Here is a 13,867-nt window from a genome sequence, read left to right as displayed (position 1 = left end):
CGCGGCCTGGCATGCCGGCCCGACTCAGCGGCTCGGCTCGGCTTGGCGTCCCAGCCCCGGTGCCGCGGCCTGGCGGCCCAGCCCCGGTGCCGCGGCCTGGCGGCCCGGCCCCGGTGTCGCGGCTTGGCGGCTCGGCCTGGCGTCGCGGCCCGGCGTCCCGGCTTGGCGTCGCGGCCCCGGTGTCGCGGCTTGGCGGCTCGGCTTGGCGTGCCGGCTCCGGCGGCTTGGCCTGGCGTCGCGGCCCCGGCGTCCCGGCTTGGCGTCCCTGCCCCGGTGTCGCGGCCTGGCGGCCCGACCCCGCGTCGTGGCCTGGCGTGCCGGCTTGGCGTGGCGGCCCCGGCGTCGAGGCCCGGCGGCCTGGCCGGGCGGCCCGGCCAGGCCGCCCGGGAGTCCGGCGGTGGCGGCGGCAACCCGCTGAGGGCCGCACCTCCGGCGCCGCGGGCGGTCCGGCCGCGGTCACGGCTGCGGTGCCTCCACCAGCAGTTCCTCCAACTGGCGGATCAGCCGGGCCGCCGCGGTGCGCCGGTCGGGGGCGAGGTCCGGCCCCGCGGCGGAGGCGTCCGCGTGCCGCCTGACGATGTGCAGGGCGATGGAGGCCTGGCGGGCGAAGAGGAACAGCAGGTCGAGTTCCGACAGGCTGGAACGGGACTGGACGGCCGGGTCCAGGACCTCCAGCACTCCCAGGACGCGATCGCCGTGGATCAGCGGTGCCGCCATGATCGCGTCGGGGACGTACTGGGTGGACTGCGCCAGGGAGCGGTCGAACGAGGCACTGGCCGTCAGGTCGTCCACGATCATGGGCTCCCCGGAGGCCGCCACCCAGCCCGCGATGCCGCGGTCGGCCGGGAAGCGCCTGCCGACCAGGAACTCCTCGCCCCGGCCGGAGACGGCCTGGAAGACCAGCTCCCCGGCGTCCTCGTCCAGGAGGAAGATCGAGCCGGCCTGGGCCCCGAAGATGGCGCGGGCCACGTCGACGATCGACTGGAGCAGTTCCCCGGCCGATGGGTCGCCCGGCGTCGCGGAGGGGTCCGCGGCGGGCGGGATGTGATGGGACACGCTGACACCTCTACTGGTCGATGCCGCCGGCGGCGGTGCCCGGACCGCTGCCGACGTGAGGGAGACGGACGTTGGCGGCGGAGAGATAGAGCGCGGTCTTCAGCTGGAAGGGGGTCATGCGGGGGTGCGCGGACAGGATCCGGGCGGCCAGTCCGGTGATGAAGGGGGTGGCGAAGCTGTTGCCGGTGGTGCGGATGGACTCGCCGCCCAGCCAGGCGACCTCCACGTTCTGGCCCGGGGCGAAGAACTCCACCGGCGGCCGTGGGTTGTACAGGTGCAGGCCGGCGTCGTCCTCGTGGTGGCTGCCGACCGAGATCACCGAGGCGAACCGCCAGGGGAAGCTCTCCACCGGGGTGTTGTGCGCCGAGGCGACGATCACCGTGCGGCCGAAGTACGCCTCGTCGGCCAGCGCGTGCAGTTCCCCGGCGAAGCGGGTCCTGGTCGTCGACAGGCTCAGGTTCACCACGTCGAAGCCCTGCTGCACGGCCCAGCGCAGCCCGGCCAGCAGGATGTCCCCGGTGCCGGAGAAGCGCTCGCCGAGGACGCGGACGCTGTGCAGTTCGCACTCCGGTGCGACGCGGCGGACGATGCCCGCGCAGGCCGTGCCGTGCCCGCAGGTGTCACCGGTGTCCGTGCTCTCCACCCGGATGCCGTCTTCGTCCTTCACGACGACCCACGATCCGTGCACCGTGCCGACGGCGGGGTGGTCGCGTTCGACGCCCGAGTCGACGACACAGACCCGGACGCCCCGGCCCGTGCCCTCCTCGGCCGCCGCGGTGACGTCGGTGAAGGTGTCCGCCGCGACGGGGATGTCCTCGGGGCTCCTGCCCCGCAGGCTCCAGGTGAGCTCACGGCTGTGTGCGGTGGTGGCGGTAGGGGCGGTGGTGGTGGCGGTGGTGGGCGCGCTCATCGATGCTCGATCCGGTCCGGGCGTACAGGGGTGGTGTCGGGGCGGTCGGAGGCGAGGCGGAGCACCTCGGCGGCCCGGCGCGCTCCCGGCCGGTGGCCCTTGGCGTCGAACCAGGTCCCGGCCTCCGCCGCGGAGGCCGCCGCCCGGTCGCCGAGGCCCAGCAGCAGACAGGTGTGCGCGTGGTCCAGGGCGGCCAGGCCCCGCACGGCCGGGGAGTCCGTGGCGGTCGCCGCGTCGACGGCACGGCCGGCGAACCGCAGGGCGTCGCCGGTGAGCCCCCGAGCCGCGGCGAGCCGGCCGCGCAGGCCGTCCAGTTCTACGGTCTCGACGTGCGGCCTGTCCGTTTTCCGTGCGAGCCGTCCGACGACGTCGGCGGCCTCGGTGAACCGGCCGGATTCGACGAGCAGGCGGGCGGACTCCAGCGCGATGCCGTCCAGCAGCGTGCCGGCGCCGTAGCGCCGGCCCTGCTCGGTCGCGCCCTCCAGCAGGGTGAGGGCCCGGTCCCGGTGGCCGGCCAGGGTCTCCACGGTCGCGCCGAACACCGGCAGGAAGACCCGGGCCTCGGCGTACCCGAGCTCCACGGCCAGCCGCCCGGCCTCCGCCAGGCTCTCGCGGGCCGCGTCCCAGTGGTCGTCGAGCGCGAGGAGGAGGGCCAGGGGGCAGCTCAGCGTCAGTCTGACCGTGCGGCGCTCCGCGCCGTGCTCGGCGAGGAGGGCTCGGCAGCGGCCGAGGGCCGACGCCACCGGCTCCGGCCCCCGCCACAGCGAGATGCCCGTCGCGCCCAGCGCGGCCGCCCGCTCGGGCTCGCCGTCGGCGTTCACCGCGTGCGTCAGGGCGCGGGCGAGGTAGTCGGCCGCCTCCCCGTGCCGGCCCTGGGCCTGGCAGCGCTGCCCGAGCCGCAGGCAGGCGCGGGCCTGCCCGAGGTCGTCCCCCGCGGCCTCGAAGACGGCGAGCGTGGCCCGCGCCGCCCCGGCCGGTGTCTCGCCGCCGGGGCTCACCGTGGCCAGGGCCAGCCGGGCATGAGCGGCCTCGACCGGGTCCCCCGGCGCCGCCAGCACACGCCGGAGCAGCTCGCGCCCCTCGCCGGTGCGCCCCAGGGCCAGCCGGGTCTCGCCCAGTCTGCGGACGGCGGCGGTGCCGCTCGCCTCGTCCGCGCGGTGCAGGGCGACGGCGCGCTCCAGGAGGTCCTCGGCCCAGGGCAGGTCGGCGCGGGCGAGGGCCTGGGCGCCGGCCTCGCCGAGCGTCCCGGCTGCGCGGACCCGCAGCGCGTCGGTGACCTCGTCGGACAGGCCCAGCTCGCTGCGGTGACGGTGGGCACGCTCCAGGTGGCCGCCCACCGACGCGGGTCCGGCGGCGCGCACGGACGGCAGTTCCGCCGCCCTCGCGTGTCCCTCCGCCCTGGCCCGCTTGGACAGGCACTGGTACGTGACCTCCTGGACCAGCCCGCTCGCGAACCGGAAGGACGCCTCACCGGGCCGGCCCGCGGGCCCCGGCTCCACCAGCCGGCGCCTGACGAGCCTGCGCAGGGCGGCCCGTACGACGTCCGCGGCGACCGGAACAGCGACCGGAACAGCGACCGGAACAGCGACCGGACCACCGCCGCCCCACGCCCCGACGGCCCCCTCCGGCCCGTTGAACCCCTCCAGCCCCCTGAACCCCTCTGGCCCCTTGAGCCTCTCGGGCCTGTTCAGCCCCTCCGGCCCCTCCGGCCCCTCGGACCCGGTCAGCCCCTCCGCCCCGGTCAGCCCCGCCAGCTGGGCCGGGGTGAACTCCCGGCCCAGCACGGCGGCGAGGTCCAGGACGCTCCGGTCGCGCGGTTCCAGGGCGTCGATGCGGGCGCCCAGAACGGCCTGCACGGTGGGCGGCAGTCCGTCCCGCAACCCGCTCTCGGCCGCGGCGGCGAGCAACTGCTCCAGATGCAGGGGGTTGCCCCCCGCCCGCTCCAGCAGTCCGGCCGGCACGCGGTCCCGGTGGGCGGCGACGTCCGTCAGTTCCCCGGCCAGCAGCGCGGACTCCTCGTCCGACAGCCCCGTCAGCGGCAGCGACAGGGTCGGCGCGCCGAGCGGATCGGGACGGGACTCCAGCAGTTCGGGGCGGGTCAGGCAGACGAGCAGCACGCCGGAGCCGTCCAGCTCGCCCAGCAGCCGGTCGAGGACGTCCAGCAGCAGCGGCGCCGCCCACTGGCCGTCGTCGATCACCAGGACGACGGGGGAGTCGGCGGCCAGCGTGCCCAGGACCCGGACCAGGGCCGCACAGGTCTCGTCCAGCGAGGGGTTCGGGGTGCCGTCCCGCAGCAGGCCCCCGTCCAGCAGCCGCAGCGCCTCGTCGAAGCCCGGCCGCCCGGCGCCGGCGTGCGGACGCGCGGGGTCCGTCCCCGGGCGGCGCCCGCTCGAGGCCAGCAGTTCGGCCACCGCGTCCGCGAGCGGGCGGAGGCTGCCCTGCTCCCCGTAGGGCCGGCAGCGGCCGGCTCCGTGCCGGTGGGGCCGCGACGTGCGCCGCAGCCACTCCCGTACCAGCCGGGTCTTGCCCTGTCCGGCCTCCCCGTGCACCAGGACGCGCCGGGCGCCGCCGTCCGAGGCGACCGCGGCGAGCGCGGTGTCCAGCGCGTCCAGTTGGCCGCGGCGGCCCACGAAGCGGGCGTCGAAGCGGCGCAGGAGTTCGGGGTCGTCCTCACCGACCTCCAGCAGCCGGTACGCGGTCACCGGCTCGGCCTTGCCCTTGAGGGCCAGCGGCCCGACCGGTTCGGCCCGTACGGTCGGACCCGCGGAGAGCAGCGTGTCGGGGCCGATGAGGATCTGGCCCGCGGCGGCGTTCTGCTCCAGCCGGGCGGCCACGTTGACGGTCTCGCCGGAGACGAGCGCCTGCCGCGCCGAGGCGTCGGCGCCCGCCACCACCTGACCGGTGTTGACCCCGATCCTGACGTCCAGGCGGACCCCCGGCAGGGCACCGAGTTCCGCGTTCAGCCCGTCCAGCGCGTCGACCATGTCCAGCGCCGCGGCGAGCGCGCGGCGGGCGTCGTCCTCGTGCACGGTGGGCACGCCGAACACGGCCATGACGGCGTCCCCGATGAACTTCTCCACGGTCCCCCCGTGGGCTTCGATCCGGCGTCTCATCAGGTCGAAGTAGCGCAGGGTGACGGTGCGCAGGACCTCCGGGTCGAGAGCGCCGGAGAGGGCGGTGGAACCGACCAGGTCGCAGAAGAGGACCGTGACCACCTTGCGGCCGGCCGGCGAACCGGCGGGCGGCGCGCACGCCGCGCCGCAGGACGGGCAGAAACGCGCGTCGGGCGGCAGCACCCGCCGGCACGCGGAGCACTCGGGCATGTCCGCTGTCCTTCCTCGCGTGGGGGACGTGGGGGGACGTCCCTCGCGTGGGGGACGCCGTGGAACCGGACGCCGGGTCCGGCGCGGTCGCGGTGCGCGCGGCTCAGAACAGCGCCCCGCCCGCGATGTCCATGTGGGCCTGCACCTCGGGCCCGCTGTCGTCCAGCCGGCCCTTGATGTCGACCAGCACGCCGAGCTCGTGGGGGGTGAGGGCGCGGAGCACCTCCCGCTGTTCCTCGGTGAACGCGTCCACGGCGAAGCCCGCGGCCCGCAGACGGGTCAGCGGGTCGTGACGGTCGGTCATGGAGAACCTCCTGGAGTGGCTGCCAGCTGGAGGAAGAGCCGGGCGACCCCGTCGGCCGTGTGCAGCGCGCTGACGGTCACCGCCTCCTCCTGGTCCCGGGTCAGGGGCAGGGAGTCGATCAGGCCGTCCACCGCCGCCAGATGCCCGGTGTCGAGTTCCGCGTGCTCGCGCACGGTGCGGAAGGCGGCGGCGGGCAGCCCGGTCCGCGCCGCGAGCCGGCCGGCCAGCCAGGGCGCCGGCGCGTTGCCCTCCAGGACCCGGATGTAGCCGAGGAGGGCGACCGGATGGTGGTGCTCGACCCAGTAGTACTGCGCACCCGCCAGGCCGGCCACGACGGGCGGGCCGATGCCGTGGCGCGCGGGCGCCGGGTCGGCGCCGGCCGCGGCCAGATCGTCGAGCAGCCAGTCGTCGTGGCCCCGCTCCTCCTCGATGTGCTGTTCGAGGTAGCGGGCGAGCGGCACCGCCGAGGGGTCGCCCGGCGGCAGTTCCCCGCAGCGCAGGGCGGCCCGCTCCATCAGCGGCACCGACGCGCGGATCAGGGCGTGCATGGCGTACAGGTACGCGACGTAGCGGGAGACATGGCGGGAGGGCCCGCCGGAGGGCTCCCACAGCGCGGCGGCCGCGGCGTTCAGCGTGGGGGCGGTGAGGGCGAGCTTGACGCGCAGCGCAGCCGACCGGCTCGGGGCGTTCATCCCGCCGCACCGCCGCCCGCGGCGGGGCGCAGCGCCACCAGCTCCGCGTAGGGCGGGCAGCCGTGACGCCGCACGACCTCCACCGGCCCGGCCGCGACCTGCATCCGGGACGCCTCCCGGTCGAGCAGGGCGCCCACCGGGCCGGACGCCTCCCGGGCGGCACCGGCCAGCACCTCGGGGTGGTCGGACAGGCCGCGGCAGGTTTCGCAGTAGTCCGGCTCCCGGCCGTCGGCGCGGTGGCGGGCGTACAGGTGCGCGGGACCGACCGTCCTGATCATCCGCAGCACCGGCGAGGACAGCGCGCGGTGGCGCACCGCGCCCCAGCCGTCCTCGGCGATGTGGCCCAGGGACAGGTGCCGGGGGACGGGTCGCCGGTCGACCACCCGCTGGTTGCAGCAGGCCAGCACCGCGCCGTCGAACGCCACGACCGGCCAGGCCGCCATCGCGCAGGGCAGCGCCCGGCGCGCGTCGAGGGGCCGGTGCGCCCGCTGCGCCCAGGAGGCCGCCCGGCCCAGCGGGCGGACCTCGTTGACCAGCATCGGCACCCGGTCGGCGAACTCCCGCCTGATGTGCGCGGTCACCTCCGCCAGATAGGGATCGTCCGGACCGCTGCCGGTGAGGTGGAAGCTGGCCGCGATCCCCGCGTCGAGGACCTGCCGTACGGCGCGCAGGACGTCGGCGCGCGGGACCTCCCGTTCGTGGTGGACGTCCAGGCTGGCCGAGAAGTGGTCGGCGGCCGAGATCGCCCGCATGATCCGGGGCGGTATCCGTCCCCCCTTGGCGAAGAACATGCCGCTGAGGAGCGCGGTACGGGTGCCGGCGCGCCCGGCCAGGGCGGCGAGCCGGGCCGCCGCGTCCGGGAGCAGCAGGGGCTCCCCACCGGTCAGCATCATCACCTCGGGCCGGTCCTCGGCCGTGAACGAGCCGACGAACCGCTCCAGGTGCTGCGCGTCCGGCTCCTCCCCGGTCGGCGTGGAGGAGGTGGAGCAGTGCGCGCAGCGCAACGGGCAGCGCCGCGTGAGGGTGACCAGCAGTCCCGCCGCCGGAACCGGTCGCAGTCCGATGAGTTCGGCCAGTTCCATGAGCCGCCCCCGGTCAGTCGGTGTGCCGCCCAGGTGCGGCCGTCTCGACCAGCAGGTTCCCCGGGGCGGGTTGGCATCCGGTGGACGGGCGGTTGCGGACCGGTATGGCCGCCGGTCGCGGCGCCCGTCGGGACGCGAGGGGGGGCGGGGCACGGAGCGCCGGGGGTGCGGTGCCGAGTGCCGAGTGCCGGGTGCCGGGGGTGCGGTGCCGGGTGTCCGGCGGCGACGTCCTCCGCGAGCTGGGCCGACACCGTTTCCATACCGGTGATCGAGTGTTGTCGAACTCCCGTTCCCTAACGTGCTGTTCGTGCCGGACGGCGACCCAGCAGCCGGCGGATGACCCCGACCCATGAGGAGATCACCATGGCCGAGAACATCGAACCCGTCGAGGAGCAGAACGAGGACGCCCCCGAGGTCGAGGCCCACAGCTCCGTCCTGGACGCGCAGGGCCTGGGCAAGGACATGGACAAGGCCGAGGGCTCCTGCATCAGCCTCGTCAGCGCGACGTCGGCGGTGTGACCGCCGGCGGGGGGCCTCCCGCGCGTGAGCGCCGGACGCCCCCCGCCGGGACCGGCGGCGTCCGCCCGCTGTCCGGGCCGTGCACCCCAGCCGTCCGGGCCGGCCTCCCTCGGGATGCCGGCCCGCCGGTCGTCCGTCACACCGCCCCGTCCGCACACAGGGCCCGCGCCTGCTCCCGGGCCAGCAGCCGGGTGAAGTGGGGCAGCGCGTAGACCGCCGCGTGCGCGGTCACCTCGCTCGTCGGCGACAGGACCAGTCCCGCCTCGATCAGCCCCTCGACCCGGCGCAGCGCGGCGTCCGGGGTGCAGCCGAGCACGGCGGCCGCGCGCTCGACGGTGAAGACCGGCGCGTCCGGCGCCGCGAGGCGGAGCAGCGCGGCACGGTGGGCGTCGTCCAGGCGCCGCCACTCCTCGGCGACCAGCGCTCTCACGTCGAGGTCCCCGACCGCGAGTTCGTCCAGCACGCTCCGCTGATCGGCCAGCCGGTCCGCGTACTCCGCCAACGGCATGTGCCGCAGGACGGTGAGCTTGAGACCGGCGACCCGGACGGCCAGCGGCAGCGTGCCGCAGGCCCGGACGATGCGCTCGGCCGCCGCCGGGTCACCGCGCAGCCGCTCGGGGCCGGTGATGTGCCCCAGCAGCTCCAGGGCCTCCGCCACGGAGTACGGCGGTACGTCCACCCGACGGGTTCCGGCGAGCCCGGCGAGCCGGGTCCGGGCGGTGACGACGACCGTGCTCGCCCCCGTGCCCGGCAGCAGCGGACGGACGCTCGCCTCGTCGGGCGCGTCGTCCAGCACCAGCAGGACCTTGCGCGGAGCCAGCCAGGCACGCCACAGGGCGGCGGCCTGTTCGGCGTGGCCCGGCGGGCCCCCGGCACGACCCGTGTACCGCAGGAGTTCCGCGGCCAGGGACTCCGGCGACCGGCGGGAGCCGTCCGGTTCCCGGAGCCGCAGGTGGATCCGCCCGTCGGGGCAGCGGTCGGCCGAGCGGTGGGCGGCGTGCACCGCGAGCGCCGTCTTCCCGGCCCCGGCCGGCCCCGAGACGAGGGCGACCACGCCGCCGTCCGCGGCGGCCGCCAGCAGTTCCCCGAGCTGCTCGTCGCGACCGGTGAAGTCGGGGACGTCGGGGGGAAGCACCGTGGGGACGACGGGGCCGCGGCGCGGTCCCGCCCGCTCGGGGCGGACGGCTCCCCGGTCCCCTCCGTCGTCGGACAGGAGCGACCCGTACAGCGCCGTCAGGGCCGGGCTCGGGGCCAGCCCCAGCTCCCGCGACAGGTGCTGCCGCAGCTCCTCGTACACGGCCAGCGCCTCCGCACGCCGTCCCGAGCGGTGCAGGGCCGTCATGAGGGCCGCGCGCAGCCGTTCCCGCAGCGGGTGCTGCGCCAGGAGTTCGCCCGTCACCTCGGCGACCTCCCAGGACTGCCCCGACTCCAGCGCGGCCTCGGCCCAGTCCTCACTGACCGCGAGATAGCGGCCGGCCAACTGGTCGGCGTGGGCCCGCACGAGCTCGGAGCAGCCCAGTTCGGGCAGCGGGGGCCCCGTCCACAGCCGTCTGGCCTGGTCGAACAACCCGGCGGCGGTCTGCGGGGAGCCGTCCGCGGCCGCCTGGCGGCCCGCCCGGGCGAGGGCCTGGAACCTGAGGGCGTCCAGTTCGGGCTCGGCCACCCGGAGCAGATAGCCCCCCGGCCCGTGCACCAGCCGGTCCCCGGCACGGGCCAGGATCCTGCGCAGGGCGCAGACGTAGACCTGGAGGTTCTTCCGGGCCGTCCTGGGCGGTTCGTCGCCCCACACGGCGTAGGTCAACCGGTCGACGGACACGTAGGTGTTGGGCCGGCACAGCAGCATGGCGAGGACGAGCCGCTGCTTGAGGGGGCCGAGGGGGAGCGGTCCGCCCCCGGCCCGGACCGAGAGCGGACCGAGGACGGAGAACCGCACCGCCCCAGTGTCCGTGTCCGTGTCCGGGTCCGGGGCCAGGTCCGGAACCGGTGTCTCACGCATGGGCCGCGCCCCGGGACGCTTCGGTCCGGAGCCGCTGACGAACGATCATGGGGGGCAGCCTTTCGGTCACGGCGTGGTCAGGACGACACCGGAGGCGCGGGGAGCCGGTCCCTTCCGGTCGTCGGCAGATCGACTGTGCCGTCGAACGGTCACGATCAGCATTGGGGGATCCCCCACATGCCCCGGGCGCCGCACGCGCTCTCCGCTGCCGCCCGGCCGTGCGACGCGCGCGGCGTCCGCGCGGGCCGGCCGTACCCGCGTCGACGCGGCGACGAACCTGACGCGGGCGGTCGACACGACGCCGCGCGCCGGGGGCGACGTCGGAGCGGCCCCCCGCCCCCGCGGCCCGGGCCGCCCGGCGCCTGCGACCCGACCCCGGCCGCCCGGCGCCTGCCCCCGACCCCGGCCGCCCGGCGCCTGCCCCCGACCCCGGCCGCCCGGCGCCTGCAACCCGGGCCCGGGCGGGCGGGTGCGGTGTCCCGTGTGGTGGGCCTGGGCCCGGGCGGGTGTGGTGTCCCGTGTGGTGGGCTTGGGCCCGGGCGGACGGGCGTGGTGTCCCGCGTGGTCGGCCTGGGCCCAGGCGGGCAAGGCAGGCGTGGTGTCCCGCGTGGTCGGCCCGCCCCAGGAGGACGGGTGCCGTGTCCCGCGCGGCGGGTGGACGGGTCGCCGGTGAGTCGCTCCACGGCGGCGGGCACGCCCGGCCGGCCGGGACGGGTCACCAGCCCTGCCGGGCCCGCCTGCCGAACAGCAGCGCGCGCGGCTCCGGCGGCGGGGGCGTGCCCGCCTTGAGCGGCCAGGCGAGCAGCATGCCCGCGAGGAAGCCCACGACGTGCGCCGCGTAGGCGACGGTCCCCGCCTCGAAGACGCCCTCGCCGGAGGAGTACACGGCCTGGAGCGCGAACCAGAAGCCCAGCACCAGCCAGGCCGGCAGCCTCAGCGGCAGGAAGACCAGGAACGGCACCAGGACCCACACCCGGACCTTCGGATACAGCACCAGATAGGCGCCCAGCACCCCCGCGATCGCCCCCGACGCGCCGATCAGCGGGTCCGTCGAGTCGGCGTTCACCAGGGCGAAGCCGTACGACGCCGCGTAGCCGCAGGCGACGTAGAACAGCGCGAAGCGGACGTGCCCCATGCGGTCCTCGATGTTGTTGCCGAAGATCATCAGGAACAGCATGTTGCCCAGCAGGTGCAGCCAGCCGCCGTGCAGGAACAGCGCGGTGAAGACGCTCAGCACCGGCGACTTGTCGTACCCGGGCGGACCCAGCGCGCAGCCGCCGTCGCGCACCTCGCCGGTGGGGACGAGCCGGGGCAGCCGATCGTGCATGAGCTCGTAGGGCACGGCCGCGTAGTGCTCCAGGAACGCGTGCAGATGGCACGTCTGCGCCAGGGTGCTGTCGCCGGCCACCGAGCCGGACAGGCCGGGCATGAAGAGGAACACGAAGACGTTCGCGGCGATCAGCGCGTACGTCACCACCGGGGTACGGCGCGCGGGGTTCACGTCATGGACGGGGATGACCACAAGGGACTTCTGCCCCCGATCCGTTGGGCGAACCGGTGAACGCCGTCGCCCGCGGCCGGCTCTCCCGTTTCCACGTCGCCGAGGCTGTCGGGAGGGCACTGCCCCGCCGCACGCCTACGAGGCACGCACCTTCGCCGCCGCCTTTCTCGCCGCCACCAGCACCGGGTCCCACACCGGGCTGAACGGCGGGGCGTAGCCGAGGTCCAGGGCGGTCATCTGCTCCACCGTCATCCCCGCGGTGAGCGCGACCGCGGCGATGTCGACGCGCTTGCCCGCGCCCTCCCGGCCGACGATCTGGACGCCGAGGAGGCGGCCCGTGCGGTGCTCGGCGAGCATCTTGACCGTCATGGGGGAGGCGCCGGGGTAGTAGCCGGCGCGGCTCGTGGACTCGACGACGACCGTCTCGTACCGCAGGCCGGCCCGGCGCGCGTCCTTCTCGCGCAGCCCCGTGCGGGCGATCTCCAGGTCGCAGACCTTGCTGACGGCCGTGCCGACGACACCGGGGAAGGTGGCGTAGCCGCCGCCGACGTTGGTGCCGATGACCTGTCCGTGCTTGTTGGCGTGGGTGCCGAGGGGGATGTGGCGCTCCTGGCCGGAGACGAGGTCGAGGACCTCGACGCAGTCGCCGCCCGCCCAGACGTTCTCCTGTCCGCGCACCCGCATCGCCCGGTCGGTGAGCAGACCGCCGTGCACGCCCAGGGGGAGCCCGGCGGCCCCGGCGAGCGCGGTCTCGGGACGGACGCCGATGCCGAGGACCACCACGTCCGCCGGGTACGCGGCGTCCTCGGTGACGACCGCCCGCACCCGGCCGTCCGCGCCGGTCGCCACCTCGGTGACCTCGGCGTCGTCGACCATGGTGACGCCCAATGCCTCCATGGCCTCGCGGACCAGCCGGCCCATGTCGGGGTCGAGCGTCGACATCGGCTCGCTGCCCCGGTTGACGACCGTCACCCGGAAGCCGCGCTTGATGAGCGCCTCGGCCATCTCCACGCCGATGTACCCCGCGCCGACCACCACCGCGCGCGTGCCCCCCGCGCGCGTGAGCGTGCCGAGCAGCTCCTGCCCGTCGTCCAGCGTCTGCACCCCGTGCACGCCCTCCGCGTCGGCGCCCGGCATGTCCGGCCGGACCGGCCGGGCACCGGTCGCGATGACGAGCTTGTCGTACGGGGTCCAGGACTCGGCGCCGGAATCGACGTCACGCGCGCGTACCGCCTGCCGGGCCGGGTCGATCTCGGTGACCTCCGTGCGCAGGCGCACCTGGATCCCGCGCGCCCGGTGCTCCTCCGGGGTGCGCGCGACCAGGTCGTCCCGGTCGTGGACGTCGCCGCCCACCCAGTACGGGATGCCGCAGGCGGAGTAGGACGTGAAGTGGCCGCGTTCGAAGGCCACGATCTCCAGCTCCTCGGGGCCCTTCAGCCGGCGGGCCTGGGACGCCGCGGACATGCCCGCGGCGTCCCCGCCGATCACCACCAGCCGCTCCCGCCCCTGCCCGCCCCGGCGCGCGCTCTCGCTCATGCTCATGCTCATGCTCATGCGAACACGCTACGGCGGGCGGTACTTCAGTCCTGCCCGGGGCCGTCCGGCAGCGTCCGGCGCCGGCCCCGCCGCAGCCGCAGCCACACCAGGACGACCACCAGGGCCACCGCGGCGAACGGCAGCACCGCCCCGAACGCGAGGGCGATCCAGCGCAGCACCGTCACGAACGCGTCCCAGCCGCCCGCGAGGGCGTCCAGGAACCCGGGGTCGTCGTCCTTCGCCTCCCCGGCCACCGGCTTCTCGGCGAGGGTCAGCGTGATGGTGGCCATGCCGGTGCGGTCCTTCAGCGACGCCTGCCGGGCGAGCAGCGCCTCCAGGTCGGCCTGGCGGCTGCTCAGTTCGCCCTCCAGGGTCACGACGTCGCTCAGCTCGGTGGCCCGGTTCATCAGCTCCCGGATCCGGGCGACGCTGGCGCGCTGCGAGGCGATGCGGCTGTCGACGTCGACGACCTGGTCGGTGACGTCCTGCGCCTTCGCCGTGCGCTCCAGCAGCCGGCCCGTGCCCTGGAGGCCGGTGAGGACGTCGTCGTACCGTTCGACCGGTACGCGCAGGACGACCCGGGTGTGCTCGGCTCCCTCCTCGTCGCGGGTGGTGGTCTCGTCACCGATGTAGCCGCCGGCGTTCTCGGTGGCGGTGCGGGCCTCGCCGAGGGCCTCGGACACGTTCCCGACCTGCACGGTCAGGGACGCGGTGCGGATCACGTGCGCCACGGGCAGGGTCGGTGCCGCGGCGGGCTTGGAGTCGCCCGCGCCCTCCCCGGCCGCCTCGGCGGCGCCGGCGTCCCCGGCGGCCGCCTTGTCGGCCGCGGAGCTCGCGGCCCCCGTGTCGTCCGCGGCGCTGCACCCGGTGAGCGCGACCGCGGCGGCGAGCAGGATCCCGGCCAGGGTGTGGACCGGCCGTACGGAACGTCGAATGCGCATCTGGGCG

At 76.1% G+C, this 13,867-nt stretch carries 11 protein-coding genes; 1 reads left to right on the top strand and 10 read right to left on the bottom strand.

All coding sequences use genetic code 11. From position 1 onward, the window contains the following. Window positions 1-456 precede the first annotated feature (456 nt). From ACFYWQ_RS12190 to ACFYWQ_RS12165, 6 genes are all read right to left on the bottom strand, one after another. On the bottom strand, window positions 457-1,056 hold the full coding sequence (locus ACFYWQ_RS12190; RefSeq protein ID WP_389515390.1) for a GAF domain-containing protein: 600 nt from the start codon (window positions 1,054-1,056) through the stop codon (window positions 457-459). A 10-nt stretch (window positions 1,057-1,066) separates the two neighbouring features. Continuing rightward, on the bottom strand, window positions 1,067-1,966 hold the full coding sequence (locus ACFYWQ_RS12185) for a S8 family serine peptidase (protein WP_389515389.1): 900 nt from the start codon (window positions 1,964-1,966) through the stop codon (window positions 1,067-1,069). Then, a complete protein-coding gene (locus ACFYWQ_RS12180; protein ID WP_389515387.1) occupies window positions 1,963-5,289 on the bottom strand; it encodes an adenylate/guanylate cyclase domain-containing protein in 3,327 nt (1,108 codons plus the stop codon). Before ACFYWQ_RS12180 ends, ACFYWQ_RS12185 begins: the two co-directional genes overlap by 4 nt. A gap of 103 nt (window positions 5,290-5,392) precedes the next feature. Then, window positions 5,393-5,593 carry an aroma-sacti cluster domain-containing protein gene (locus tag ACFYWQ_RS12175; protein ID WP_389515385.1) on the bottom strand — a complete coding sequence of 67 codons (201 nt, stop codon included), beginning with the start codon at window positions 5,591-5,593 and terminating at the stop codon, window positions 5,393-5,395. Further along, window positions 5,590-6,285, bottom strand: a complete 696-nt coding sequence (locus ACFYWQ_RS12170; RefSeq protein ID WP_389515383.1) for an iron-containing redox enzyme family protein — start codon at window positions 6,283-6,285, stop codon at window positions 5,590-5,592. Before ACFYWQ_RS12170 ends, ACFYWQ_RS12175 begins: the two co-directional genes overlap by 4 nt. Then, window positions 6,282-7,367: a radical SAM protein gene (locus tag ACFYWQ_RS12165; protein WP_389515381.1), complete on the bottom strand. Its 1,086-nt coding sequence runs from the start codon at window positions 7,365-7,367 to the stop codon at window positions 6,282-6,284. Before ACFYWQ_RS12165 ends, ACFYWQ_RS12170 begins: the two co-directional genes overlap by 4 nt. Window positions 7,368-7,703: 336 nt before the next feature. On the opposite strand from ACFYWQ_RS12165, the gene ACFYWQ_RS12160 reads away from it, so the two are divergent. Continuing rightward, on the top strand, window positions 7,704-7,886 hold the full coding sequence (locus ACFYWQ_RS12160) for a hypothetical protein (protein ID WP_389515380.1): 183 nt from the start codon (window positions 7,704-7,706) through the stop codon (window positions 7,884-7,886). Window positions 7,887-8,022: 136 nt separating this feature from the next. On the opposite strand, the gene ACFYWQ_RS12155 is transcribed toward ACFYWQ_RS12160, so the two are convergent. From ACFYWQ_RS12155 to ACFYWQ_RS12140, 4 genes are all read right to left on the bottom strand, one after another. Next, window positions 8,023-9,882, bottom strand: coding sequence for a BTAD domain-containing putative transcriptional regulator (locus tag ACFYWQ_RS12155; RefSeq protein WP_389515378.1), 1,860 nt, complete (start codon window positions 9,880-9,882; stop codon window positions 8,023-8,025). Window positions 9,883-10,597: 715 nt separating this feature from the next. After that, window positions 10,598-11,404 (bottom strand): rhomboid family intramembrane serine protease, encoded by an 807-nt coding sequence (locus tag ACFYWQ_RS12150; protein WP_389515376.1) that lies wholly within the window; start codon window positions 11,402-11,404, stop codon window positions 10,598-10,600. Window positions 11,405-11,518: 114 nt separating this feature from the next. Then, window positions 11,519-12,919 (bottom strand): FAD-dependent oxidoreductase, encoded by a 1,401-nt coding sequence (locus ACFYWQ_RS12145; RefSeq protein WP_389515943.1) that lies wholly within the window; start codon window positions 12,917-12,919, stop codon window positions 11,519-11,521. Window positions 12,920-12,963: 44 nt separating this feature from the next. Continuing rightward, window positions 12,964-13,860: a DUF4349 domain-containing protein gene (locus ACFYWQ_RS12140; RefSeq protein WP_389515374.1), complete on the bottom strand. Its 897-nt coding sequence runs from the start codon at window positions 13,858-13,860 to the stop codon at window positions 12,964-12,966. Window positions 13,861-13,867: the final 7 nt, after the last annotated feature.

This window comes from Streptomyces sp. NPDC003247 (assembly GCF_042888135.1).
In the GTDB taxonomy this organism is placed as follows: Bacteria; Actinomycetota; Actinomycetes; order Streptomycetales; family Streptomycetaceae; genus Streptomyces.
This window is presented reverse-complemented; position numbering and strand designations above follow the sequence as displayed.